The 24,450-nt window shown below is 43.3% G+C and carries 22 protein-coding genes and 1 tRNA gene; 17 read left to right on the top strand and 6 right to left on the bottom strand.

Annotation, left to right across the window (positions count from 1 at the left end):
* Window positions 1-113: 113 nt before the first annotated feature.
* The 4 genes from DP120_RS07595 to DP120_RS18390 all read right to left on the bottom strand — a co-directional run bounded on the left by DP120_RS07595 (window position 114) and on the right by DP120_RS18390 (window position 1,883).
* Window positions 114-186: transfer RNA gene (locus tag DP120_RS07595), tRNA-Val, on the bottom strand.
* A 100-nt stretch (window positions 187-286) separates the two neighbouring features.
* Complete coding sequence (locus DP120_RS07590; protein WP_112223037.1) at window positions 287-805, bottom strand: 2'-5' RNA ligase family protein; 519 nt, start codon at window positions 803-805, stop codon at window positions 287-289.
* 15 nt (window positions 806-820) lie between these two features.
* On the bottom strand, window positions 821-1,537 hold the full coding sequence (locus DP120_RS07585; RefSeq protein WP_112223036.1) for a thermonuclease family protein: 717 nt from the start codon (window positions 1,535-1,537) through the stop codon (window positions 821-823).
* Between the two features lie 202 nt (window positions 1,538-1,739).
* Window positions 1,740-1,883 (bottom strand): hypothetical protein, encoded by a 144-nt coding sequence (locus tag DP120_RS18390; RefSeq protein WP_165843737.1) that lies wholly within the window; start codon window positions 1,881-1,883, stop codon window positions 1,740-1,742.
* 121 nt (window positions 1,884-2,004) lie between these two features.
* Here DP120_RS18390 and DP120_RS07580 point away from each other — a divergent pair, with 121 nt between their 5' ends.
* The 7 genes from DP120_RS07580 (at window position 2,005) to DP120_RS07550 (ending at window position 7,940) form a co-directional block, all read left to right on the top strand.
* Window positions 2,005-2,928, top strand: coding sequence for a Gfo/Idh/MocA family protein (locus tag DP120_RS07580; protein WP_112223035.1), 924 nt, complete (start codon window positions 2,005-2,007; stop codon window positions 2,926-2,928).
* A 17-nt stretch (window positions 2,929-2,945) separates the two neighbouring features.
* Entirely contained in the window at window positions 2,946-4,334 is a 1,389-nt protein-coding gene (locus DP120_RS07575) for an aldehyde dehydrogenase (protein ID WP_112223034.1), read from the top strand.
* Between the two features lie 62 nt (window positions 4,335-4,396).
* A complete protein-coding gene (locus DP120_RS07570) occupies window positions 4,397-5,092 on the top strand; it encodes a response regulator transcription factor (protein WP_112223033.1) in 696 nt (231 codons plus the stop codon).
* Window positions 5,076-5,474 carry a hypothetical protein gene (locus DP120_RS07565; protein ID WP_112223032.1) on the top strand — a complete coding sequence of 133 codons (399 nt, stop codon included), beginning with the start codon at window positions 5,076-5,078 and terminating at the stop codon, window positions 5,472-5,474. The genes DP120_RS07570 and DP120_RS07565 overlap by 17 nt, the downstream gene beginning before the upstream one ends.
* 47 nt (window positions 5,475-5,521) lie before the next feature.
* Complete coding sequence (locus DP120_RS07560; protein ID WP_112223031.1) at window positions 5,522-6,445, top strand: HAMP domain-containing sensor histidine kinase; 924 nt, start codon at window positions 5,522-5,524, stop codon at window positions 6,443-6,445.
* On the top strand, window positions 6,445-7,158 hold the full coding sequence (locus DP120_RS07555; protein ID WP_165843736.1) for a PepSY domain-containing protein: 714 nt from the start codon (window positions 6,445-6,447) through the stop codon (window positions 7,156-7,158). Before DP120_RS07560 ends, DP120_RS07555 begins: the two co-directional genes overlap by 1 nt.
* Before the next feature lie 143 nt (window positions 7,159-7,301).
* Entirely contained in the window at window positions 7,302-7,940 is a 639-nt protein-coding gene (locus tag DP120_RS07550) for a PepSY domain-containing protein (protein ID WP_112223029.1), read from the top strand.
* Window positions 7,941-7,982: 42 nt separating this feature from the next.
* Here the strand turns inward: DP120_RS07550 and DP120_RS07545 are convergent, their stop codons facing one another.
* Window positions 7,983-9,554, bottom strand: coding sequence for an ATP-binding protein (locus DP120_RS07545; RefSeq protein WP_112223028.1), 1,572 nt, complete (start codon window positions 9,552-9,554; stop codon window positions 7,983-7,985).
* 103 nt (window positions 9,555-9,657) lie between these two features.
* On the opposite strand from DP120_RS07545, the gene DP120_RS07540 reads away from it, so the two are divergent.
* The 10 genes from DP120_RS07540 (at window position 9,658) to DP120_RS07495 (ending at window position 23,630) form a co-directional block, all read left to right on the top strand.
* Window positions 9,658-10,710 carry a M42 family metallopeptidase gene (locus DP120_RS07540; protein ID WP_112223027.1) on the top strand — a complete coding sequence of 351 codons (1,053 nt, stop codon included), beginning with the start codon at window positions 9,658-9,660 and terminating at the stop codon, window positions 10,708-10,710.
* Between the two features lie 14 nt (window positions 10,711-10,724).
* Entirely contained in the window at window positions 10,725-12,185 is a 1,461-nt protein-coding gene (locus DP120_RS07535) for a UDP-N-acetylmuramoyl-L-alanyl-D-glutamate--2,6-diaminopimelate ligase (protein ID WP_112223026.1), read from the top strand.
* A 106-nt stretch (window positions 12,186-12,291) separates the two neighbouring features.
* On the top strand, window positions 12,292-13,860 hold the full coding sequence (locus DP120_RS07530) for a peptide chain release factor 3 (protein WP_112223025.1): 1,569 nt from the start codon (window positions 12,292-12,294) through the stop codon (window positions 13,858-13,860).
* Between the two features lie 206 nt (window positions 13,861-14,066).
* Window positions 14,067-17,126 (top strand): efflux RND transporter permease subunit, encoded by a 3,060-nt coding sequence (locus DP120_RS07525; protein WP_112223024.1) that lies wholly within the window; start codon window positions 14,067-14,069, stop codon window positions 17,124-17,126.
* Window positions 17,127-17,341: 215 nt separating this feature from the next.
* Window positions 17,342-18,427: an SDR family oxidoreductase gene (locus DP120_RS07520; RefSeq protein WP_112223023.1), complete on the top strand. Its 1,086-nt coding sequence runs from the start codon at window positions 17,342-17,344 to the stop codon at window positions 18,425-18,427.
* Window positions 18,428-18,645: 218 nt separating this feature from the next.
* The gene (locus DP120_RS07515) at window positions 18,646-19,419 is read left to right on the top strand and encodes a TerC family protein (RefSeq protein WP_112223022.1); all 774 of its coding nucleotides are present in this window, start codon (window positions 18,646-18,648) and stop codon (window positions 19,417-19,419) included.
* Window positions 19,420-19,616: 197 nt separating this feature from the next.
* Window positions 19,617-20,366, top strand: coding sequence for an RNA polymerase sigma-I factor (gene sigI / locus DP120_RS07510; RefSeq protein WP_112223021.1), 750 nt, complete (start codon window positions 19,617-19,619; stop codon window positions 20,364-20,366).
* The gene (locus DP120_RS18385; RefSeq protein WP_112223020.1) at window positions 20,366-21,613 is read left to right on the top strand and encodes an anti-sigma-I factor RsgI family protein; all 1,248 of its coding nucleotides are present in this window, start codon (window positions 20,366-20,368) and stop codon (window positions 21,611-21,613) included. The genes sigI and DP120_RS18385 overlap by 1 nt, the downstream gene beginning before the upstream one ends.
* Window positions 21,614-21,745: 132 nt before the next feature.
* Window positions 21,746-23,095: a TrkH family potassium uptake protein gene (locus tag DP120_RS07500; protein ID WP_112223019.1), complete on the top strand. Its 1,350-nt coding sequence runs from the start codon at window positions 21,746-21,748 to the stop codon at window positions 23,093-23,095.
* Window positions 23,096-23,186: 91 nt separating this feature from the next.
* A complete protein-coding gene (locus DP120_RS07495; protein ID WP_112223018.1) occupies window positions 23,187-23,630 on the top strand; it encodes a MarR family winged helix-turn-helix transcriptional regulator in 444 nt (147 codons plus the stop codon).
* 94 nt (window positions 23,631-23,724) lie between these two features.
* On the opposite strand, the gene DP120_RS07490 is transcribed toward DP120_RS07495, so the two are convergent.
* Entirely contained in the window at window positions 23,725-24,399 is a 675-nt protein-coding gene (locus DP120_RS07490; RefSeq protein ID WP_112223017.1) for a hypothetical protein, read from the bottom strand.
* Window positions 24,400-24,450: the final 51 nt, after the last annotated feature.

Raw genomic sequence — 24,450 nt, 5'->3', positions numbered from 1 at the left:
TTTCCGGGGGTTATTTTCTAGAAAAAATTACAATAAAAAAACCGGCACCCGAAGGTGACGGTTTTTTTCAAGCAGATTCTGTTCCTAAAATCTGCTGCGGGTTTGGCACCCAATGATTCCTACTGGGCTCGAACCAGCGACCTCTACCCTGTCAAGGTAGCGCTCTCCCAGCTGAGCTAAGGAATCGCAATTACAAGGACATTTTTAATTATAGCGCGCCCTTGGAAAAAGTCAATACTCCTACCAGTAAATTATATTTTAAAATAATAGATTTGTACTTTTAATTTTAATCAAGGAAGATGCTCCAGTCATTTTCCGTTTTTCCGTTGAGGATACTCCAGCATTCGATTGCGGTCACTGTGGCAGTGAAAGGCTGAAATTCCATTGAAAGGCGGGAGAAAAGTGGACCCCAGAACTGAGCAGCTGTACCATTTACGACAGTGGTGTGGGGAACCCATTGATCCGGTTCGTATAAAGCGACTGAGTCGTTAAATTCACGTGTTGCCAGCCTAATGGACTGGTGGAGATTGGTTAAAGCTTCTGTATGGGTCGGCGCAAGAAAGAAAGTGCCCTTTTGTTTGAAGAAACCTAGTGAGGAAAAATTGATCATCAGCTGGTTAGTTTTCTTTGCACAAGGCTGGATGGCCTTCTTCAAATCGACCGGATTGGTTTGTATAAAGGATTGCAAAGTAAGATGAGGCGGCAGCGATGTAACCTTTTTCAAACTGCCTGCATTAATCTGTGTCTGCAACTCTTCAATTTTTGCAGAAGATTGGTAATCAAAGCGAAGAACGATAGTCTGCATGGTTATTCTCCTTTTCTACTGGCCGGCGCTTCGAAATCCATGGTCTCGTGCTTCTTGTTCTGAACAGAACCATTCTTCCGGATTTGTTTGCTCATAGGAAGAGCTGCCAGGCATGTGATAGATTTTATCGCCTTTCCTGTTGATGTTTCCTTTGATGCCGCATTCATCTGTAGAGATTTCACCATCTGTTTTTTCATTTTCTGCAACTGCGTTGCTGTCAAAGCCTCGTTCTGTGGCATATTTTTCATATTCCCATACCCCGCGTTCCTGCTCTTTGGCTGATAGTTCAGCTTCTTCAAAATCCTCGAGATAACGCGTGTTCGGCGGGAAAACATAGGCTACACGGGCATATCCTGATTCCAGGAGTTGCTGCTGCACGCTTTCACCATCAGCATAAATATATGCCAAAAGCCGTCCGTAATCATCCAATCGATCACCAACATCGAATTCGATTGTAACATCACCAGACTCAATCAAGCGCCGATTTTCTGCTGTCGCTTCTTTTCCGAGGGGCTGTTCACCGAGACGGGGATGATTGGTTTCAGGTGTATCTACCAGCAAATACCTGACAGTCGTCTCTTTACCCTCGTAAAGTATACGTATGGTGTCGCCATCTATGACAGAAAGGACTTCCACCGGTATCTGGCTGCTGCTACCACCGGTATCATTGGAATCGGACAAGCCACATCCTGCTAAAAGGACGATAAATAGTAAAGCGGTAATTTTTTTCATTAGGATATCGCCTCTTTCGTTAACTCATAGTATTTTAGGAAAACGAGGCATGCAATAAGGTTTGATTGTCCCTATCCATTTTATATCGGTATTGACGGTGAAGTACAGAACAGCGGTAAACAGCAAAACGCCTTTCTCAATAAAATCATTGAAAAAGGCGTTTTTATGTAGGCTTCCGACGGGATACGAAGGGTCCATTCACTTACAGCTGGGACTCCATTTCCTGGTTAGGCTGTGCATAATAAAGAAATGATTCTTCCTCAAAGTCTTCAAGTTTTTCCTTATTCAATCCGATTTCCAATTCTCCGCTGAATACAGGTTCCCACCAATTTGTATTTTCTTTCATCATTAACTTCCTCCTTTAATAATAGCTGGTTTAATTGTTTGACTATTCCATACCCTTAAAGGGTACACTAATAAACAGATAGACTGAAAATAAGCCTTTTGGCCTTAGAGAGAGGGATTTCATGATTTCGATTGGAATTATCGGCGCCGGAATAGTAGGCGAGCGGATTATTAAGCAAATCCAACAGGAAGATGGAGTGGAAATCGTAGCAGTTTTCGATGAAAATTCCGAGCGGCTGCAAAAATTGAAGCAAACGTACGGTGTACCATTGGCCTCCAGCCTCGACGAAATTCTTTACTCCAAAGCGGATTGGGTTTATATTGGAACCCCGCCGGCTTCGCATGCGGCTATAGCAAAAAAAGCTGCCGACGCTGGATTGAATGTTTTGAGCGAAAAACCATTGGCCCACAATGCTCAAGCAGGTGAACAGATGGTAGAGGCAGTGACTGAAAATCGTGTCAGCTCTGCCATGCATTTTCCGTTGATGTACAGCCCGGCTGTGCATGAGATGGCCAAGCGAGCGAAAAATGGCAGTATCGGTGATGTTGTTCGAATTGAATTGCAGACCTTCTTTCCTGAATGGCCGAGGGCATGGCAACAGACGCCCTGGATTGGTTCAAGATTAGAAGGGGGCTTTATCAGGGAAGTTTTCCCGCATTATCTGCAATTGATCCAGCGGATTTTTGGTGATATTTCATTGAAGGATCACCAAATCAGCTACCCGGAACAACCGGAACTTTGTGAAACCGGCCTCCTTGCCCACGGTCTGGTGAACGGCAAAACGCCGTTATTATTAACCGGCTTGAGCGGAGTGGGCCAACAGGAATTACTGCAATTTAAAATCTATGGCACCAAAGGCGTTCTGACGCTGGAAAATTGGTCTCAGCTTTACGTGGCCGAAATACAGCAGGAACGTATTCAATTGACAGATTTTGAAAAAGTGCCAGGATTATTTGAAGAAATGAAAGCGATGTCTACAGCCCTCGTTCCTTTTGAGGAAGGCTTGGCCATCCAGCGTTATATTGATCAACTTGTGAAGAATTGATACGAGGAGGAAATTCGATGAACTTTACTGCTAATGATGTAGAACGCATGATACAGGAACAACGCAATTTTTATTACACAGGAGCGACCCGCTCCGCGGATTTCCGAAAAGCGCAATTGGAGAATTTAAAACAGGCCATTCTGGCAAATGAAGAAATTATTACACAGGCATTAGAGCATGATTTAGGAAAAGGTGAATTCGAAGCTTATGCAACGGAAATCGGATTTGTACTCGACAGCATCGGAAATATGCAGAAGAATCTCGACGAATGGATGGAACCTGAAAAAGTGAAAACGCCTCTTCATCTTCAGCCGTCGAAGAGCTTTGTCATCCGCGAGCCTTACGGTTCCGTTCTGATTATTGGGCCATTCAATTATCCGTTCCAATTGGTGATGGAGCCATTGATCGGTTCGATTATCGGAGGCAACTGCTCAATCGTTAAACCTTCAGAAACAACGCCTCACGTAGCACGCGCGATCCGCATCGTGCTCGAAGAAGCATTCCCATCTTATTATGTGCGTGTTGTGGAAGGGGAACGCGAAGAAGTGACTGCTTTAATCCATGCTTCATTTGATTATATTTTCTTCACTGGCAGTGTCAAAGTCGGAAAAGTTGTCATGAAAGCCGCTTCGGAAAGACTGACTCCGATTACTTTGGAGCTTGGCGGCAAAAGTCCGGCGATAGTTGACCAGACTGCGGATATCGATTTGGCGGCCAAGCGGATTGCCTGGGGCAAATTGATGAATACAGGCCAAACCTGTGTCGCACCGGATTATGTCTGCGTCCATGAATCCGTAAAAGATGAATTCATGAAGAAACTGACAAAAGCCATCAGCGGTTTTTACGGAAAAAATGCGCAGTCAAGCCCGGATTACGGCCGAATCGTTTCTACTTCACACTTTGACAGACTTGCTGAGCTGATCGAAGCGGAATCCGGAAATATCATATACGGCGGCAAAACAGACCGTTCCAATCGCTATATCGAGCCAACAGTGCTTGATAATATCAGCTGGGACAGCCCATCAATGGAAGATGAAATTTTTGGGCCGATTCTGCCAATCATCACTTATCAGGACCTGCCGCTGCTGTTGAGACAGATCCGCCAGCTGCCGAAGCCGCTGTCAGCATATATGTTCTCGGAAAATGAACGCGCCATCAATTTCTTCCTTGAAGAATTGCCTTTCGGCGGTGGCTGCATCAATGACACCGTGTCTCACGTAGGAAGCGCATACTTGCCATTTGGCGGTGTTGGTCCTTCAGGGATGAACTCATACCACGGGAAAACGAGTTTCGAAAACTTTACCCATGCAAAATCGATTTTGAAAAAGTCGACAAAAATTTCTACCAACGTCCTATTCCCGCCTTACAAGAATAAAGCTAAGTACATCAGAGGAGTATTGAAATAAGCGGCCTGCGGGTCGCTTTTTTCTTTTTATTACTGCTAATATAAATTCAAGAGGTGATTGGAATGGCCGATCGGATTTTAATAGTTGAAGACGAGAAAAATATTGCCAGGGTTCTGGAACTGGAACTGAAGTACGAAGGTTATGAAACCGGAGTGGCACATTCAGGATCGGAAGGGTTGATAAAATTCAGGGAGCAGGAATGGGATCTCGTGCTGCTGGATTTGATGCTGCCCGAAATTCACGGATTGGATGTATTGAAGAGAATACGATCATCGGATGAGAAGTTGCCGGTGATTTTATTGACGGCAAAAAATGATGTGAAAGATAAAGTTGCGGGGCTCGATCTTGGGGCAAATGATTATGTCACAAAACCCTTTGAAATTGAAGAGTTGCTGGCGAGGATCCGGGCCAATCTCCGCACAAACGGCAACGGCAATTCCGAAACACATCGTTTCCAGAAACTTGAAATGGATGAAATATCGAGGGCTGTCAGCAGGAATGGCCGTGAAATTGAACTTACACCTCGTGAATTCGAATTATTATTATTTCTGATGAAGCATCCGAAACAGGTGCTGACCCGTGAGCAGGTGTTGAATGCGGTCTGGGGTTACGATTATTATGGCGACACCAATGTTATTGACGTTTATATCCGTTATTTGCGTAAAAAAGTGGATGCCGGCGAGAACACGACTTATATCCAGACTGTTCGAGGTGTCGGCTACGTATTAAAGGAGCAGCCAAATGAAACTGCGAAATAGGATTCATCTTTATTCGACATTGCTGATGCTGGTGATTTTGGTTGTTCTCACCGTAGTCATCTATTATTCATTCAGTTCGCTCGCTTATTCGACCGAAGTCGATGAACTCGATTCTGTCAGTGAAGCTTTGCGTTCAACTTTCACCGCCAATGAAACCGTTAATCCATCGGATATTTTACGGGCCTATATGCCTGTATCCGGTTTGGTAAAAGTAACCGACCAAGAGGGGCAGTCGCTTGAGACAGTCCAGTCGCCGGACATAACAACTCAATTTCCTGTTGAATCCGGGGAAGATTCAGGGACGATGATGGTTGATGGCGAACGCTTCGCTTATACAACAGCTCCGCTCATATGGTCTGACGGTACTACGCAGAACTGCTGATTGCAAAATCACTCCGTGAAGTTTCAGATAATCTGGAGACATTGCGATTGGTATTAGCGGCGGCTGTGCTGCTTGCGATGATTCCAGTAATCATTTCTGGAGCGGTGCTGGCCGGTGTAGTAACCAAGCCGATTGCTGCATTAACTGAAACGATGAAAAATATTCAGCAAAGCGGAAACTTTCAAAAGCTGCCGGTCGCTGAACAATCCAATGATGAATTGAAACAGATGGGGCTTACCTTTAATGACATGATGGCTTTATTGGAAGAGAATTATTCGAAACAGGAAGAGTTTGTTTCAAATGCTTCCCACGAGTTAAAAACGCCGCTGACCATTATCGGCAGCTACGCCAGGCTATTGGAACGGCAGGGATTGGATGACGAAGCCGTAGCAAAAGAAAGTATAACCGCCATTCGCGCAGAGACTGACAGAATGAAAGAAATGATTGAACAGCTGCTGCTGATTGCCCGCAGAAATGAGACTGCGCCGGAGTTTGAAAAAGTGGAGTTGGGGACATTCATGGAAGAAACTATTGCGGCTTTTAACCAATCGTATGACCGTGAATTCATACTGAAAGTGGAAAGTGAACCGTTTATTGTTCTGACCGACGCTGTGAAATTTAAGCAATTACTCTATATCCTTCTTGATAATGCCCGTAAATACAGTTCGGACCGCATTGAAATAATTGCCAAAATGGATGAAACAGCTATGGTCCAAATAAGAGATTATGGAGACGGCATTCCGAAAGAGTCCCTTCCTTACGTGTTTGACCGTTTCTACCGAGTCGATAAGGCCCGCGCAAGAGAAACGGGAGGATTTGGCCTCGGATTGTCGCTGGCTGCCCATTTAGCTGAACTGCTGAAATTAAAACTGGAAATTGAAAGCATCGAGCAACTTGGTACAACAGTTTCCGTCATTTTCTCATCAGATTTTAATGTTCCTGAAATAAAATCGAAACAGGAGGGATCATGATGAAAAAATGGATAGCAGTGATAGCAGTTTCAGTCATTCTGGGAATAGCCATTGTTTTCTTCCTGTTTAATTCCGCAGACAGTGAAAAGCGGCTGAATGAAGCAGAAGCTTCCGCAAAAGTCATAGAACTCTATGGCGGAACAGCAAATGAGACAGCTATCGAAGGAAATGAAATTATCGTAGAGTTTCATACAGATGAAGGAATATACGAGGCTATAGTCGACCGGGAGTCCGGCCAGGTGGCTGCAATTGAGTTGATTGAAAAAACAGGTCCATCAAAAACCCTGACAGATAAACAAGCGGAAGAAATAGCGCTCAAGGAAGTCCAGGGGGAGACTGAAGAAATCAACTATGTAAAAGAACAAAATGAGTATGAAGTAAAAATAATCGGTGAAACTGAAGCATCGATTGTTTCCCTGTCAGCGGAAACCGGTGAAATCAATAAAATCTCAAAAGAGGAAATCGGACAATCGGCTCCGGATCAGTCTCAAGCCGAAACTCCAACGGAACCCGAACGCATCATAACCAGGGATGAGGCTGTAATGATAGCAAAGGAGACATTGGAAGGCGAAGTACAGGAAGTGGAATTTACCGAAACACAGGACGGCGGCTATTATCTCGTTGAAATCGAAAACGAGGCAACAGAACAGGAAGCCACTATACAGATTCACGCCATCCGCGGGGACACACTCTCTGTAGACTGGGATGACTAACTATAGATAAGTGACGGCAACCGTTCGGCTCTGACAATGAGAAAATCTTCATCGACTTCTCGTCAAATTCTCATATTACCTTAAGCATACGCTCAGAACCGGCGGATATGGTAAAGGTATAACAAATTGAGGAGGAGCAGAACATGAAAAAACTTATTTTAATCCCAGCAACTGCAGGCGTATTGGCGTTTGGAGGAATCGTCCTTGCAAATACGGATTCAGTTACCGGGCCGAACACAGCAAATAACAATTCAGAGGACACAAACAACACTTCAACAGGAGAGATGATCGGATTTGAGAAAGCTTCATCAATTGCTCTTGCCCTTTCCGACGGGCAAGTAACAGATATTGAATTGAGCGATGACGACGGCAGAAAGCAATATGAAGTGGAGATTCGGGACAAGGATCATGAATATGATTATGAGATCGATGCATTCACAGGTGATGTACTTGAGCAGGACCGTGACCGTCTCGACGATGACGACGACCGGGAAATGAACCAGGGCGGCGTCGATGGAACTCAAGCTGCACCAGAAGATTTGATTGCCGCTGAGGAGGCATTTGAAATTGCCTTGCAACAATCGAACGGCGGTACAATTGTGGAACTTGATCTGGATGATGATGACAGCGTAAAACATTATGATGTGGAAGTTGTAAACGGAGATAAGGAATTCGAACTTGAAATTAACGCAGAAGATGGAGAAGTCCTCAAATTCGAGCAGGATGAGAATGATGATGACGATTGGGTAGACAACGACGACAATGACCGGGATGAGGATTGATTATACTGGGACAAAAATAAAAAGGAGCCAGCTGGCTCCTTTTTATTTTATAGGCAATATCACTTCAGCAGTCGTACCTTTTCCAGCTTCGCTTGATATATTTAAAGCCCCTCCATGTTCCTGAATGATTTTCTGTGAGATAAGGAGACCAAGCCCTGTACCGTTTTCTTTAGTAGTGTAAAACGGTTCAAAAATTCTATTCAAGCTTTCTGATGAAATTCCATAGCCGCTGTCGGCAATCATAATGGATATCATTTTATCAGAAGAAAGAGCTACAGAAAGTTTAATGGATCCACCGGGTTCTATGGCTTCTGCAGCATTTTTGAAAAGATTGATGAACACCTGCTTCAACGAGTGCTCTTCGCCGCTAAGAATATAATCCTGATCATCATTCCATTTTTCTTTATAGATTATGCCTTTCAAATTGAATTCGGAGCTGAATAACAATGTGATATTGTCAATCAGTCTGCGTAAACTGAATTCTTTTACGGACGGGGCTTGTGGTTTCGCCAGCACCAGGAATTCACTGATGATTAAATTGATCCTTTCCAGTTCTGAGTGTATTAGCTCGGTATATTGCGGATAAGGATGCTTGGGATCCTGCTGAATCAGCTGGATAAAACCGGAAATGACAGTCATGGGGTTTCTTATTTCATGCGCAACGCCCGCTGCAATTTCACCTGCAAGCTTCAACTTTTCACTTTGTAAAATCAGTTGCTCGGATTCTTTCTGATAGGTGATATCCCGTGAGATTACGGAAGTCGCTATCACTTTTCCATGCTTGTCAAAGATAGGCGACAAAGTGATTTGGGCATGGAATTTTGTGCCGTCTTTTTTCATATCGACGGTATCCAGCAAAGTGAAACTTTTACCTTTCAGCAATTCAAGTGCCTGGAGATCTGCAATTTCCTCTTTTTCTTCCGGGTAGGGATTAATTTTCTTGCCGTAGGAATCTTCAGCCGACCAGCCGTATAATTCTTCGAATGCAGGGTTGATGGCAATCACGCGGTTGTTGGTATCAAATACGGCCATAGCATCTTTGGCTGTTTCGAAAAATAATTGCAAATAGCCTTCGCGGGAAATGAGCGCTTCCTCCATAGACTTGTTTCGATCCTGCAATTGATGCCATAAACGGCTAAAATAGAAGGTATGGAAGAAAGTCAGCAGCATGACAATGGTTAAAAAAGTAAGTATGGAAAGATGATTGTATTGATAGCTCGGTGTTCTTTCCAACAGTCCGAAAAATAATATCAGTACCAGCACTTCAAGAATTGTAGCTGCTGTGAGAACCGACATTGACTTAAGCTCATTTGATAAAGCGGCAACCATTAAGGGAATAGCAAAGTAAACGAGTGTCACAGCTGACAAGGATTCTATGTTCAAAATGAAGAGATATAAATTCATTGCGTATAGGAGCAACGATCGGAGTGTGTTTTCCGACAAGCGCTCTCTGGCAAGAAAAAGAGTAGAATAGATAAGCAGGCCGGTTAAGGGTGCATAAACGGCAGCATTGAAACTGAATAGGATATTCAATAGAATATGCAAAACACTGGCAAAGCCATAAATATGAAGGAATAATAAGTTTTTCTGGCGGCTTGCGTTTAATTGTTTCATCTTACACCTCAGGTTTCACGTGGATTCATTAATAATACTACAGTCGGGACTGTGCGAAAACGCCTGATTTTGATATGATTAATCTATTAAGGGGGCGTCATGTATGACATATCAATGGAATTCGAAAGAAACGATTGGACTTTTGGGTGAATTGACAGGTATTCCGAGTCCTTCAGGCTACACAATGGAAATAATGAAAAAGATAGAAAAAATGATGGACAGCTGGAACGTCGATTATACTACAACTCATAAAGGCGGCGTCATCGCCACAATCAAAGGCGAGAATGACGACCGCCATAGATTATTGACTGCGCATGTGGATACGCTTGGTGCGATGGTAAAGGAAATAAAACCTTCCGGCCGGTTAAAATTATCCCTGGTTGGCGGATTTAAATTCAATGCAATTGAAGGAGAAAATTGTTTGATACATATGGCTTCAGGGAAAACCGTGAGCGGCACGATCCTGCTTCATCAGACGACGGTCCATGTCTATAAAGATGCTGGGACAGCGGAACGAAATGCTGATAATATGGAAGTTAGGATTGATGAAAAAGCGTTTTCGGAAGATGCAGTTAGGGAACTTGGTATTGAGGTGGGCGATTTTGTATCTTTTGATCCAAGATTCACTGCTACAGAATCAGGATTTGTAAAGAGCCGTCATTTAGACGATAAGGCTAGTACGGCTTTACTGCTCCAAATAGTGAAGCATTTCAGTTCCGCTGCTGAAAAACTGCCATACACAACCCATTTCTACATTTCAAATAACGAGGAAATCGGTTATGGCGGCAACTCGAATATACCAGCACAAACAGAAGAATATATTGCCGTGGATATGGGAGCGATTGGAGATGGCCAATCTTCTGATGAATATACGGTTTCAATTTGCGCCAAGGATTCAAGCGGCCCATATCATTATGGTTTAACCCGTCATTTAGTGGATTTGGCCAAAAAGAATGACATAGATTATAAATTGGATATTTATCCGTATTATGGTTCAGACGCATCAGCGGCGATCAGTGCGGGTTATGATGTAAAACACGCATTATTCGGTCCCGGGATAGAAGCTTCACATTCCTATGAGCGGACCCATACAGATTCACTGAAAGCCTCGGCTGCATTGCTTTATGCTTATGTAATGTCACCGTTGGTTTCCTGATTAGGAGGATTTTCATGAATAGCAAGGAGTTACTCGAAAATATTCCTTATAAACTGATTTCAGGCGTGCTGCCTGAAAAAATAGAATATATCACAATGGATTCCAGGGATGCAGTCCCTGGGTCACTATTCGTCTGCATAGAAGGCTATACGGTAGATGGACATGACTTCGCAGAACAGGCGACAAAATGCGGTGCCACACTTATCCTTTCTGAAAAACCGGTTGAAGTTGAAGGGCCGGCTGTGCTGATAGTTGAGGACACGGTTCGTGCATTGGGGCAGTTAGCTTCGAAGTTCTACAATTATCCTTCCAAAGATATTCAGATGATTGGTGTAACCGGAACAAACGGGAAAACCAGTGTTGCCGGAATGCTCCATTCAATGCTGATGAAGTTGGGGGAGAAATCGGCTCTGACAGGAACAATCGGTTTTAATCTCAACGGGGAAATGCATCCTTCCGCTAATACAACGAGCGATGCCCTGACAACTCAAAAAATGATAGCGCAGGCAAAAGAGGCCGGTTGTTCCCATATGACGATGGAAGTTTCTTCGCATGGCCTCGTGCTGGGACGTTTGGCCGGAGTCGAGTTCAATACGGCCATTTTCACGAATCTGACACACGATCACCTGGATTTCCACGGAACGATGGAAGAATATGGCCATGCCAAAGGATTGCTGTTCGCACAACTTGGCCAAGACCTCCGTGAAAAGAAACGTGCTGTCCTGAACGCAGACGATCCTTGGTCGGAACAATTTGCAAAAATGACTTCTCATCCGATCTTCACTTACGGCTTGGAAAAAGATGCCCAATTTAAAGCGGATGAAATTTCCATGGATCAGCACGGGACAACCTTCAGGCTGAGATGCCCTGAAGGGAAATATCAGGTATCAATGAAATTATTGGGGCACTTTAACGTTTCCAACGCATTGGCAGCTATTACTGCTTTATATGCGGAAGGCTTTAAATTGAGTGCTGTTCTTGAAGCCTTGGCGGCAATCGATCCTGTAGAGGGACGGATGCAGAAAGTGGCAGTCGATGCACCTGTCACTGTTTTCATCGATTATGCCCATACACCTGATGCCATTGAAAAAGCTTTGGCTGCAGTGGCTGGTTTTAAAAAGAATAAAATCATTTTCCTCGTCGGCACCGGAGGCAACCGGGATAAATCGAAAAGGCCGAATATGGCTAAGAAAGCATCTGTTGCCGATTACGTAGTATTGACAACGGATGATCCAAGAGATGAGTCGTATGACAGCATTCTGAAAGATTTGGAAATTGGAATGGCACACCCGAACTATGCCTGCATCGGCGACCGGGAAGAAGCAGTCAAACATGCAGTTCAGCAATCGGAACCGGGGGATATCATCATCCTCGCCGGAAAAGGGCATGAAGATTATCAAATTATTGGAGCGACAAAATATCCACATAGCGACAAAGAAATTGCGAAGATGGAAGCGTTGAAAAAATATAGCTGAAAAGAGGCCGACAGCGGCTTCTTTTTTTGTGGTATAGGTTATTATTTCTTGTTTTTTCACATTTCCTTCTCTAATATGAAGAGAGTAGATTAAAGGAGCGTAAAACATGTCAGCCCAAATTAAAAATGAAATTGAAAATAGAAGAACCTTCGCCATCATTTCCCACCCGGATGCCGGGAAAACGACTTTGACCGAAAAGCTTTTGCTGTTCGGTGGAGCTATTCGTGATGCAGGTACAGTCAAAGGGAAAAAGAGCGGGAAATTTGCTACATCTGACTGGATGGAAATCGAAAAACAACGGGGAATTTCCGTTACGTCATCTGTCATGCAGTTTGACTACGATGGCAACCGCGTCAATATTCTTGATACACCGGGTCACCAGGATTTCAGTGAAGACACCTACCGCACATTAATGGCGGTGGACAGCGCTGTCATGATCATCGACGTCGCAAAAGGTATTGAAGCACAGACAGTTAAATTGTTTAAAGTTTGTAAAATGCGCGGCATTCCGATTTTTACTTTTATCAACAAAATGGACCGCCAAGGGAAAGAACCTTTGGAATTGATGGAAGAACTGGAAGAAGTATTGGGAATCCAGTCTTACGCGATGAATTGGCCAATCGGCATGGGGAAAGAATTCCATGGTATTTATGACCGGTTCAACAAACGGGTCGAACCTTTCCGCAGCGAAGGCGACAGATTTTTGCCAATCGATGAAGACGGCGAACTGGCAGTTGACCATGATATGAAAAATTCATCATATTATACGCAGGCTATGGAAGATATTCAATTACTCGATGAAGCCGGCAACGAGTTTTCATATGACCGTGTGAAAAGAGGAGAATTGACACCTGTTTTCTTCGGCAGTGCGCTTGCCAACTTCGGTGTTCAGACGTTTTTGGAGACCTATCTTCAATTCGCTCCTTCACCGCAACCGCGAATGACGCAGGAAGAAGATATTATCGATCCGGTGGAAACACCGTTTTCAGGTTTCGTCTTTAAAATCCAAGCCAATATGAACCCTGCTCATCGCGACCGCATTGCTTTTGTCCGCATTGTGTCAGGGAAATTTGAAAAAGGAATGAATGTTACCTTAGCTCGGACCGGAAAGTCATTCCGTCTTTCACAGACTACACAATTTTTGGCTGATGACCGGGAAATGGTTGCTGAAGCAGTTGCGGGAGATATTATCGGTCTGCATGATGTTGGAAATTACCAAATTGGTGATACGATTACTAGCGGTAAGAAATTTCAATTCGAAAGCCTTCCTCAGTTTACACCTGAATTATTTGTTAAAGTGACCGCAAAAAACGTCATGAAACAAAAGCATTTTCATAAAGGAATCCTTCAGCTTGTGCAGGAAGGTGCTATCCAATATTATAAAACTCTTCATATGGAAGAAGTCATTCTTGGTGCTGTAGGCCAATTGCAGTTTGAGGTTTTCGAACACCGCATGAAAAATGAGTACAATGTGGAAGTTCGGATGGAGCCGATCGGTTCCAAAATTGCCCGTTGGATCGAAAACGAAGAAGACGTTAAAGAGTCCATGTCCAGCAGTCGTTCAATGCTGGTGAAAGACCGTTTTGATAACTATGTATTCCTGTTCGAAAATGAATTTGCCACACGCTGGTTCCAGGACAAAAATCCGGGAATCCGGCTGTACAGCTTATTATAAAAAGTAACGTTACCGCAAAGAACCTATCCATCTAACCAAAAAGAAATTTCAGAACCTGCCAAAAGGCAGGTTTTTTTTGTGAATCAAATAAGAATATCCTGTTCACATTTTACTTATATCCAAATTCATTCCAAAGGTTTAAGTTTGCGGTGGCAGGCAGTTTTTCTTATGATAAAAGAACGAAGTAACAGAGAGGGTTTGACACGATGAAACTAAGTGATTTCTCGATAAGAAGACCGGTTTTGACTACTGTCACCATGCTATTGGTCATTATATTGGGTGCAGTATCATTTCTAAGAATTCCGGTGACCTTAATACCTGAATTGAATCCACCGATAGGGGTGGTTGTAACCAGCTACAGCGGAGCAAGTCCGACAGAAGTCAATGAAAAAGTGACAAAGCCGCTGGAGGCGAATCTGTCGACACTGCCTGGCATCGAATCGATTCAGTCTACTTCCCAGGAAGGTTCGAATTTCATTCTTCTGGAGTTTGACTGGTCCACCGATATTGATGATGTGCAAAGCGACATTTTGCAGCGCATCGACCAAACATTCTTGCCAGATGATGCAGGAACGCCTCAATTCCTTAAGTTCGACCCTTCGCAATTCCCGATTTTGCAATTATCATTGCGGGCAACCGAATCAGATGTTGATATCAGAATTCTTGCGGAAGAGTTGGAGACTGAATTGCTGCAGACAGAAGGTGTGGCAAACGTAAATATTTCCGGAACTTTAATAGAAGATGTATTAATTTCATTGGATCAGGAATTGCTGGAAGAGAATGGACTGCAGCAATCGGATATTGTGCAGGTCATACAGGGAAGCAATGTTTCCATGCCTGGTGAACCGATTGAAAGTGAAGACGGCCGCAATCTGACAACGCGGATTATCAGCACGCTGTCAAGCTCTGAAGAAATAGCTGATCTTGTTGTAACAGTGGATCCCCTTAACGGTGACAATCTGACAATCGGCGACGTTGCAGATGTCTCACTGGCTGAACGCGATCGCAACAGCGAAACACGGGCCAATCAGGAGCCCGCTGTTCTTCTCGCGGCTCTTCAGGAATCTGGAGCGAATACGGCGGATGTTTCGACGGCTTTCCAGGAACGCCTGGATGAACTGTTGGAAGAAGAGCGGTTTAGCGCGGTAGAAGCCGATATTCTTTTTGACCAGGGAGATTATGTAAAACTTGCCGTCGGAAATATCGGGCAGACTTTAATCTTTGGCGGTATTTTTGCGATGCTTGTACTGTTTTTCTTCTTGCGTGGAGTTAAGAGCCCGGTTATTATCGGTATCGCTATTCCATACTCCGTCATCGTTACGTTTGTTTTAATGTATTTTGCTGATTTTGCATTAAATATTATGACACTCGGCGCATTGGCGCTTGGCATCGGGATGCTAGTCGATAATGCCATTGTCGTCATAGAAAATATTGAACGGCATCTGGCAATGGGCAAGCCTTCGAAAAAGGCGGCAGCTGACGGAGCGAGGGAAGTGGCTGGAGCCATAACCGCTTCCACCTTGACTACTGTTGCCGTATTTGTACCGGTAATTTTCATTTCTGGGCTGATAGGTGAGATATTCTTTGAGTTTGCCCTAACGATTTCATTCAGTTTGTTTGCATCATTGGCGGTAGCATTGACTGTCATTCCGATGCTCGCTTCCAGAATGCTGAAAAAACCGAAAGGCAATATGGAAGCGAGGAAACGAAGATCAAAAGGGCTCAAGAATTTTGAACGTACCATCAAATGGGCATTACGCCACCGCATACTTGTATTATTGATTACTTTAATGTTTCTTGTCATTGGGGCGTTTGGCGTTTCCCAAGTAGGCACTGAATTCTTGCCGGCTACGGATGAAGGGTTCGTCAGTGTTTCAGTCGAACTTGAAAACGGCGCATCGAGAACTGCAACAGATGAAGTGGTTACAATAATCGAAGAAGAGCTGGAAGCAGAAGAAGATGTGGATGTGTATGTGAGCCTTGTAGGAACTACCCAGCAAGGGCAGGCGCAAGGTTCCTCGGAGGCCAATGTAGCCGAAATTTATATCAAGCTGGTTCCGTTGGATGATCGTGAACGCTCCGTATTTGAATTTGTTGACGACGTCCAACCTGATGTTCTTGAAAAAGTGGGTGATCGTGCCGAAGTCGGATTTAATCTTCAAACGGCGGCAGGTTCCACACCGAATACATTGTCTTTCACTGTAACGGACACAGATCCTGTCAGACTTGATGAAGCTGTGGAAAGAATCAGCGAATCACTGAGCAGTTTGTCTTCTGTTACCGAATTGACAAATGACCGTGATGAAACGATCGATGAAATTCAGATGACGATTGACCGCGAAGCTGCCACTGAATACGGCATGGCTCCTGCTCAGATTGCTCAGGCAGTGAATAATATTACCCGTGGGGTACAGGCGATCCAGTTGATAAATGAGCAGGATGAAGTTATTGCCGTGTTTGTGGAAATTGAAGAGGAAGACCGTAACAGTTATGAGAAACTGCAGGAACTGAGTCTCCGGACGCCATCCGGTACTTTTGTTGAATTGCAGGAACTTGCGGAAATCGAAATTGCACAGGGACCGGTAAGCATACAGCGTGTCGATCAGGCAGGAAGTGTGTCGTTCACATTGCAGCACCAGTCGGATGTCACCATGGGTGATATGTCTAATGACGTGGATGCAGCGCTTGAGGATCTGAATCTCGACGACGGAACCATGATTACCTTTGGCGGAGACCGGGAACTGTTCGATAACGCCATCAATGACATGATTATGGCTGTACTATTGGCAGTTGTTCTTGTCTATATGGTTATGGCGGCTCAATTTGAATCGTTCAAATATCCATTCGTTATCATGTTCACTGTGCCGCTCATGGTAATCGGTGTTGCAATTGCCTTGTTTGTGACTCAGACACCAATCAGTATTACCGCTGTCATAGGGATACTGGTACTGGTCGGAATCGTCGTAAATAACGGGATTGTGCTTGTGGACTATATTAATAAACGCAAAGAAAGTGGAATGGAGTCTTACGATGCCATTATCACATCGGTGAGGGATAGAATGCGTCCAATACTAATGACTGCATTGACTACAATTCTCGGGTTGGCGCCGCTTGCCGTCGGTATCGGAGAGGGTACGGAAATCAACCAGCCGATGGGGATAGCTGTAATTGGCGGTTTAATCAGTTCCACATTCCTTACTTTATATGTAGTGCCGATTGTCTATAGTCTTTTTGATAAAGAAACAAGATTGATGAATAAAAAGTGAGCTAAGAGTCAGCCGAATGAGGTACAGCCGACTCTTTGCGATGAAGCTAGCGCAGCGATGCAGGAGCGAATGTTCCTGCAAGCGGCTTGCTTTTTATTTTTGCGTTTTTTATTGGAATATTTAGTATAATTGGAAGTGGAGATATAAGTGGACTCCATTAACGGGAACCGAGAGCCGCTTTTAAGTTACCAATCATATCACTAGGGGGAATTGAATTGACAGAAGCAGTGTTTACAGGATTTCCGGGTTTTATAGCGAGCCAGCTTATCCGCAAATCGATTGAGCAGAATCCGGAATTAGGAATCACAGCGATCATATTGGAATCAGAGCGTGAAAAGGCGGAAAAGGAAGCTTTGCGCATTCAGGAAGAGACAGGATGCAGAGCCCTGCGCATTATGGAGGGCGATATTACAAAACAGGGGCTTGGACTTGCGGCAGAAGATCAAACCTTTCTGGAAAATAAAAAGATCATCTTTTGGCATCTTGCCGCAATTTATGATTTGGCCGTGCCGCGTGATTTGGCTTGGAAAGTGAATGTGGAAGGGACAAAGTCAGTGAATGAATTTGTTTCCAGTCTTCCAGGCCTAGAGCGATATATGTACTTCAGTACAGCTTACGTTGCAGGTAACCGTGAAGGGATCCTGCGGGAAGATGAACTGATCCGACCGGAAAAGTTTAAGAATTTTTATGAGGAAACAAAGTTTGAAGCGGAAGTGCTGGTCGAAGATATGAAAAAAGAATATCCGGTCACTATTATCCGCCCGGGAATTGTACGCGGCCATTCCAAAACTGGTGAGACTATCAAATTTGATGGACCGTATTTTTTTCTGAATATGATTGACCGGATCCGAAAAATGCCGATCATACCGTATGTCGGAAAATCGTCCTCCTATATTAATGTTGTTCCAATCGACTATATACTTGAAGCTTCTGCTTATTTGAGTGTATTGGCTGCCGCTGAGGGTGAGACGGTCCATTTGACAGATCCTAACCCGCATCCGGTAGAGGAAGTTTATCGTTCCATGGTATTTCATCTTGCTGGAAAAACTCCGAAAGGGCGGCTGCCGAAAAAAATGGCTGTTATCGGATTGAAAAATAAACCTGTGAGAAAATTGCTCGGAGTTGAAATGGAAACATTGGATTATATGGATTGGCCAGCTTCTTTTGATACATCGAGAGCAGAGAAACTCCTAAAAGGAAGCGGAATTCAATGTGCAGATTTCCTGGAAACCATGCCGGAAATGGTGGCTTTTTATAAATTACATAAAAATGACAAAAAATTTCATATTCCAATCCAGTAGGATATTTACATTCAAAAAAATGGTGCTATACTCAAATTACAACTAAATTTACTTTGACAGATGTCAAAGGGGAGTAGCTGTAGGGAAACCTATTTCACAGTCGTCAGTACATGGTTAACAGCCATCGGTTGTGATAGCGATTTTAATTGCTTAGCGAGACCTTTGCCTTTTTTCAGGTGAAGGTCTTTTTTGCTGGCAAAAAACAGGAGGAAGAAAAGATGGATAGTGCAATATTATTGGAGTATGCCTGGGTCCTGCTGGTCCTGATCGGTCTGGAAGGCTTACTTGCTGCGGATAACGCAGTGGTAATGGCGGTAATGGTAAAACATTTACCGAAAGCGCAACAAAAGAAAGCCTTGTTCTATGGTTTGGCGGGAGCATTTGTTTTCCGTTTCGCCGCATTATTCATGATTACGTTATTGGTGAATATCTGGCAAATCCAAGCATTAGGTGCCGCCTATTTATTGTTTATATCATTTAAGCATATCTACGATCAGCGAAAAGGGCAGGAACACTCCATTGAACCCGAGGCGACAAAAGGTTCAGGTTTCTGGATGACGGTTCTGAAAATCGAAATGGCTGATATTGCATTTGCAATCGATTCGATGCTTGCTGCAGTAGCACTGGCTGTAACATTGCCGCATCTGAATGTATTTGGCCTTGAAGACATCGGAGGCATAAACTCGGGACAATTCGCTGTCATGCTCGCCGGTGGTTTAATCGGTGTTATCATCATGCGTTTTGCTGCACATAAATTCGTTCAATTGCTGGAAAAATATCCTCAATTGGAAACAGCTGCATTTGTTGTAGTCGGCTGGGTCGGCGTGAAGTTGCTCGTGATGACTTTGTCACACGAAAAGCTTGGCATTTTGCCACATGACTTCCCGCATTCAACACCATGGACAATTACATTCTGGATCGTCCTGGTAGGAATTGTTGTAGTTGGCGCGCTTGTCGGTTTGAAAAAGAATAAAGAAGCTGAAAACAACTGAGATATTAAAAGAGGGCATCTTCGAGAGAAGACGCCCTCTTTTTCTTTGGAATAAATTGAGGTTTTATAGTTTAGACCCCCATAAATTGGGTACTCCTGACGAATCATTATTATAGAAGGAATTGTTCATTCTTTTCAATTTTTCCAATTCTCGTTACAATCAATAGTAATGAGAAAGTATGAAAAGAGGTGAACCGCATGCTGCTGTCAGTATTGGCTGGTTATTTTGGCCGCGGTGATAAAAATAATGCTGAAATATTGGCAGTTCAAGCCCAAAATGGAGACAAGCAGGCAATGGAAGATTTGCTGGTGTCATATTCGCCATTTATGAAAAAAACGGCAGGGCAAGTTTGCAAGAGGTTCATCAATGACCACGATGAAGAGTTCAGTATTGCACTCTCAGCTTTCCATGAAGCGGTTAACGGCTTCAATCAGGAAAAGAATGCATCTTTTTTGACGTTTGCACACATGGTCATCAGAAGAAGAGTTATTGATTTCATTCGCAAAGAAGCCGGCAGGAAAGAGTTTGTGCATGATTTTCAAGGATTATCTGAAGCAGAGGATTTTCACAGCGGCATTGATACTTCAGCTTCGATACAAGATTTTTCGGAGCATCAGCAAGCAGCTGTTCGCCGGGAAGAGATTGCTGAATATGAAAAATTGCTTTCCGGTTACGGAATGTCTTTCCAGGATCTGGTGAAAGTGTCGCCTTCCCATGAAGACGCCAGGACGACAGCGATACAGATTGCACAATTGGTTACAGAAACAGAAGAATATAAGCAGTATCTGCTTCAAAAAAAGAAATTGCCGGTTAAAGAGATAGAGCAACTGGTGCAGGTATCGCGAAAAACGATCGAGCGCAATAGAAAATACATAATTGCGGTCGCTTTATTGTTGATGAGTGATTTGCATTATTTAAAGGACTATCTAAAGGGGCGGTTGCGTTGATGAGAATGCAAAAAGGACTGTGTATCGAATTCAATGAAGAGTTTTCCGTTTTTATGGGGGAAAACGGGGAGTTTGTCCAAGGCCGGCCCGCAGGGAAAATAGCTGTGGGTGAAGAAGGTTTATTCTACCCTGTACAGCTTGCTTCAACGAATAAGCATAAAACCAGGAAACCGTTTTGGGCGCCTGTTACCGCTGCTTTGGCAGTCGCTGTTTTGTTCCTGTCTGTACTGTTGCCAAGACAGGAAGCGTTTGCTTATGTCCAGATTCAGGTCAATCCGGGAATAGAGCTGGGAATTGATAAGGAATATGAAGTTGTATCCGTCAGGGAATTAAACGATGATGGGCGTGAATTGATAGGAGAACTTGGAGAATGGGAACATCATCCGCTCGAAGAGGTGCTTGATGAAGTGATTGCCTTGTCAATGAAGTCGACTACTGATGAAATCGTTATTACAACTGTGGCAGACGACGAAGATGAAGTCGCTGATGAGGCGGTCGTAGATTCTGTTATGGCAATTTCCGCTAAAGCGATGGCCAAAAATGTTACAGTCAAGCTGAAGGAAGCTTCGAAAAAGCAATGGAGAACTTCAGTGGAAAAAAGTGTGCCAGTCGGACAATTGATCAATAACTCACAAAATCTGAAGAATGACAAAGCTGAAGACAAGCCCGCAAAAGAAAAAAACGGCCAACTCCCTAACGTAAAAGAAAATCAACCTGCTAGTGATAAACAGATAAAAAAAGAATTAAAATCAGCTGAGAAAGCTGAGAAGAAAGAAGAACAAGTTAAAGTTAAAGAAGAAAAAGAAAAAGAAAAAGAAAAAGAAAAAGAAAAAGAAAAAGAAAAAGCTGACGCCCAAGTTAAAAATAGCCCTTCTGGAAAAGAAAAAGAAGTACCACCGGGCCAGGAAAAACGCAAAGAAACACCAGCTGCTGAAAAAGGGAATCCTAATCCTCCAGGACAGGAGAAGCGCTATGAAGCTCCCGGCCAAATTAAAAAAGAAACCAATACTAAAACAGATGGAGCTCCTGTAAAAAAAGAAGTTAAAGAGGCTCCCGGCCAGCAAAAAAAGAAGGATAACAAAGGGGACGACAAAGGAAAATCTTCAAAAGCGCAGGATAATAAAGAAAAATCAAAACCGGCAGTTTCCGGACAGCAAGATTCAAAAGTGAAAACTAATTCTGCACAGCCGAATGGTACATTGAACCAGCCAAAGAATGACACTAAAAAGAAAAATAAGAAAGAGTGAAATCCTGACAGCAGAAAGTACTTTTCTGCTGTTTTTTGAATGCATAAAAGGGGAATTTCGGATTTCCCTTTCTTTTTTCAAATAGTTTACTTAGAATAGGTAGATAACCGAAGTCGAAAGGATTTCCAGCATATGAATAAATCGTTCCAAAAAATTCGTAATCTAACACCAGCACAGGCAATTGCCGCTTATTATTTTGCCGCAATCGCCATGTCTTTCCTTTTACTGAGGCTTCCAGGGGTTCATCAGGATGGAGTCAGCATTCCTTTGATCGATACACTCTTTACCGCCATAAGTGCCGTTAGTGTCACAGGCCTGACAGTAATTAATATTTCGGAGACATACACAGTCTTTGGCATTGTGCTGCTGATGATTATACTTCAGCTGGGAGGCATCGGCATCATGTCGATCGGAACTTTCTTCTGGCTATTGGTAGGAAAGCGGATCGGTCTCCGCGAGCGCCAATTGATCATGGTTGACCATAACCAATTGAGCATGGCTGGGGTGGTCAAGCTGATTCGCAACATCATCTCGATTCTGCTATTGATCGAACTGATTGGTGCAATTATCCTTACGCTTTATTTCATGCAATTTTACGATACGTTTGGAGAAGCTTTGCTGCAGGGCGTTTTTGCATCAGTCACCGCAACGACAAATGGTGGATTTGATATTACCGGTGCATCGCTTGTGCCATATTTCAATGATTATTTTGTCCAGGTGATCAATATGATGCTTATCATACTCGGAGCAATCGGTTTCCCGGTATTGATTGAGCTGAAGGAATTTTTGTCGAATAAAGATAAAAATTTCCGATTTTCCTTATTTACAAAAATCACTGTCAGCACGTTTGGTATTCTGCTGGCAGTTGGGACGTTAGGGATACTGGCTCTTGAATCCTTCAGAGCATTCAAGGATTTGTCGTGGCATGAAAGCTTGTTTGCAGCAATTTTCCACTCGGTATCCTCAAGGTCCGGTGGGCTGGTAACTTTTGATATCACCCAATTTGATGAGGCTACAAATGTATTCATGAGTGTCCTGATGTTCATCGGAGCTTCACCAAGTTCTGCCGGTGGTGGTATTCGGACAACCACCCTGGCCATCGCCATCTTGTTCCTGATTAACTTTGCGAGAGGCAAGAATACGATTCAAATCTTCAAAAGGGAAATTCAGTTGATTGATGTATTCCGTTCGTATGCAGTGATTATCCTTGCTGTATTTATGGTCATTGTTTCCACAATGATTTTGTTCATCACTGAACCGGAAGCATCGGCAATTGAAATTATTTTTGAGATAACGAGTGCATTCGGAACTTGTGGAATGTCTCTTGGTATTACAGATGATCTTTCTTCTTTCGGTAAGTTGACGATTATGGTATTGATGTTCATAGGACGAGTCGGGCTAATTTCCTTCCTGTTTACAATCGGAGGCAAAACCGATCCGACCAAATTCCATTATCCGAAGGAACGTGTCATTATTGGTTAATATTTAAGGTGAAACACTGGAGATGCCATTTTCTTGGAAAAAGGCTATAATCTAATTTATAGCGTTTAATAAGTGGAAAAGAGTGGATAGTATGAATGAAGAAATACAAAGATCTTTAAAATTATTTATTGTCATGTCACGAGCACATAAAGCAATTTCCGAACAGGCCAATCAGTTTTTTCAAGCCAATGGGGTAAATCCTACAGAATTTGCCGTTATGGAATTGCTTTACCATAAAGGAAAACAGCCTCTTCAGAAAATCGGCGGAAAAATACTGCTTGCGAGTGGTTCAATTACGTATGTAATTGATAAATTGGAAAAACGCGGGTATATTACCCGGGTTAACTGCCCGACAGATCGTCGGGTTACCTATGCCGAAATTTCCGAAGAAGGAAAAGAATTTATGGCACGCATTTTTCCGGAACATGAAAAACATCTTCATGATTTAACAGATGCGTTGTCACCGGAAGAAAAAGACACAGCTATCGAATTGATGAAGAAATTGGGGCTTTCCATTAAAGATTTGTCCTATTGATTGAAAAAACCGGCTATCCTGAAATTCCAGGATAGCCGGTTTTCTTTTGCTTATAACTAATTTGCAGCGTCTATCGAGGTAAAACAATTGCTCGTTATTCAGCAGTAATCGTTTTGCCCATATTAAGGAATTCTTCTGTAACTCCAGCGTCGGTAAGATCAAAGATTGTAAGTTTAACGATCAAACCTTCTTTTTCAAAGACTGCACCAGTAACTTTACCGTTTTCTGTAGGGATTTCATAAACAGCTGAACTTTTGAATTCAGCTTCTTCAAAAGCCGGTAACTCTGTCAGCTCGGCACCTTCGTTCGCAGCTTTCAAAGTTTGTTGGATGGAATCGTTGGCGAATGCGAAATCCGCTTCTTCGGGTTTGAAAGTCTCAACACGCATAAACAATTCGTCATTTTCAGATGAAAAGATCACGTCTTTGTTGGGCTCTTCAGCAGTCAGTTCGTAACCTGGCAATAAATAAAATTCGTATGATTGCGATTCACTGACAGTCAATGTGCCTTCAGTTGCAACAGAGTTTTCCTGTGCTGGCTCTGCGCTCTCTTCGGCAGGTTCTTCTGTGGCTTCTTCCTGATCAGCACTTTCAGCTTCAGTGCTTTCTTCCGGTGCAGTTTCTTCTGAAGTTGCGGTTTCGTTTTCATTTTGTACAGTTTCAGTGGCTGTGTCCTGAGTGGTGTTTTCAGATGTTTCGTCCGACCCGCAGGCAGCCATTAAACCACTAAGTGCCAATACAGATGCTGCAAAAAATAATTTTTTATTCATATTAAATTCACTCCCTTTATAAAGTAGACGCATGAAAATGGAAATCGTTTC

The sequence above is a fragment of the Planococcus halotolerans genome, assembly GCF_003289955.1.
In the GTDB taxonomy this organism is placed as follows: domain Bacteria; phylum Bacillota; class Bacilli; order Bacillales_A; family Planococcaceae; genus Planococcus; species Planococcus halotolerans.
The sequence above is the reverse complement of the archived record's forward strand: the minus strand, read 5'-3'. Positions and strand labels throughout refer to the sequence as shown.

Excerpts from the sequence above, each read along its gene's own strand:
- DP120_RS07590 (WP_112223037.1), bottom strand. The coding sequence starts at position 805 with ATGCAGACTATCGTTCTTCGCTTTGATTACCAATCTTCTGCAAAAATT.
- DP120_RS07585 (WP_112223036.1), bottom strand. The coding sequence starts at position 1,537 with ATGAAAAAAATTACCGCTTTACTATTTATCGTCCTTTTAGCAGGATGT.
- DP120_RS18390 (WP_165843737.1), bottom strand. The coding sequence starts at position 1,883 with ATGAAAGAAAATACAAATTGGTGGGAACCTGTATTCAGCGGAGAATTG.
- DP120_RS07580 (WP_112223035.1), top strand. The coding sequence starts at position 2,005 with ATGATTTCGATTGGAATTATCGGCGCCGGAATAGTAGGCGAGCGGATT.
- DP120_RS07575 (WP_112223034.1), top strand. The coding sequence starts at position 2,946 with ATGAACTTTACTGCTAATGATGTAGAACGCATGATACAGGAACAACGC.
- DP120_RS07570 (WP_112223033.1), top strand. The coding sequence starts at position 4,397 with ATGGCCGATCGGATTTTAATAGTTGAAGACGAGAAAAATATTGCCAGG.
- DP120_RS07565 (WP_112223032.1), top strand. The coding sequence starts at position 5,076 with ATGAAACTGCGAAATAGGATTCATCTTTATTCGACATTGCTGATGCTG.
- DP120_RS07555 (WP_165843736.1), top strand. The coding sequence starts at position 6,445 with ATGAAAAAATGGATAGCAGTGATAGCAGTTTCAGTCATTCTGGGAATA.
- DP120_RS07550 (WP_112223029.1), top strand. The coding sequence starts at position 7,302 with ATGAAAAAACTTATTTTAATCCCAGCAACTGCAGGCGTATTGGCGTTT.
- DP120_RS07545 (WP_112223028.1), bottom strand. The coding sequence starts at position 9,554 with ATGAAACAATTAAACGCAAGCCGCCAGAAAAACTTATTATTCCTTCAT.
- DP120_RS07540 (WP_112223027.1), top strand. The coding sequence starts at position 9,658 with ATGACATATCAATGGAATTCGAAAGAAACGATTGGACTTTTGGGTGAA.
- DP120_RS07535 (WP_112223026.1), top strand. The coding sequence starts at position 10,725 with ATGAATAGCAAGGAGTTACTCGAAAATATTCCTTATAAACTGATTTCA.
- DP120_RS07530 (WP_112223025.1), top strand. The coding sequence starts at position 12,292 with ATGTCAGCCCAAATTAAAAATGAAATTGAAAATAGAAGAACCTTCGCC.
- DP120_RS07525 (WP_112223024.1), top strand. The coding sequence starts at position 14,067 with ATGAAACTAAGTGATTTCTCGATAAGAAGACCGGTTTTGACTACTGTC.
- DP120_RS07515 (WP_112223022.1), top strand. The coding sequence starts at position 18,646 with ATGGATAGTGCAATATTATTGGAGTATGCCTGGGTCCTGCTGGTCCTG.
- sigI (WP_112223021.1), top strand. The coding sequence starts at position 19,617 with ATGCTGCTGTCAGTATTGGCTGGTTATTTTGGCCGCGGTGATAAAAAT.
- DP120_RS18385 (WP_112223020.1), top strand. The coding sequence starts at position 20,366 with ATGAGAATGCAAAAAGGACTGTGTATCGAATTCAATGAAGAGTTTTCC.
- DP120_RS07500 (WP_112223019.1), top strand. The coding sequence starts at position 21,746 with ATGAATAAATCGTTCCAAAAAATTCGTAATCTAACACCAGCACAGGCA.
- DP120_RS07495 (WP_112223018.1), top strand. The coding sequence starts at position 23,187 with ATGAATGAAGAAATACAAAGATCTTTAAAATTATTTATTGTCATGTCA.
- DP120_RS07490 (WP_112223017.1), bottom strand. The coding sequence starts at position 24,399 with ATGAATAAAAAATTATTTTTTGCAGCATCTGTATTGGCACTTAGTGGT.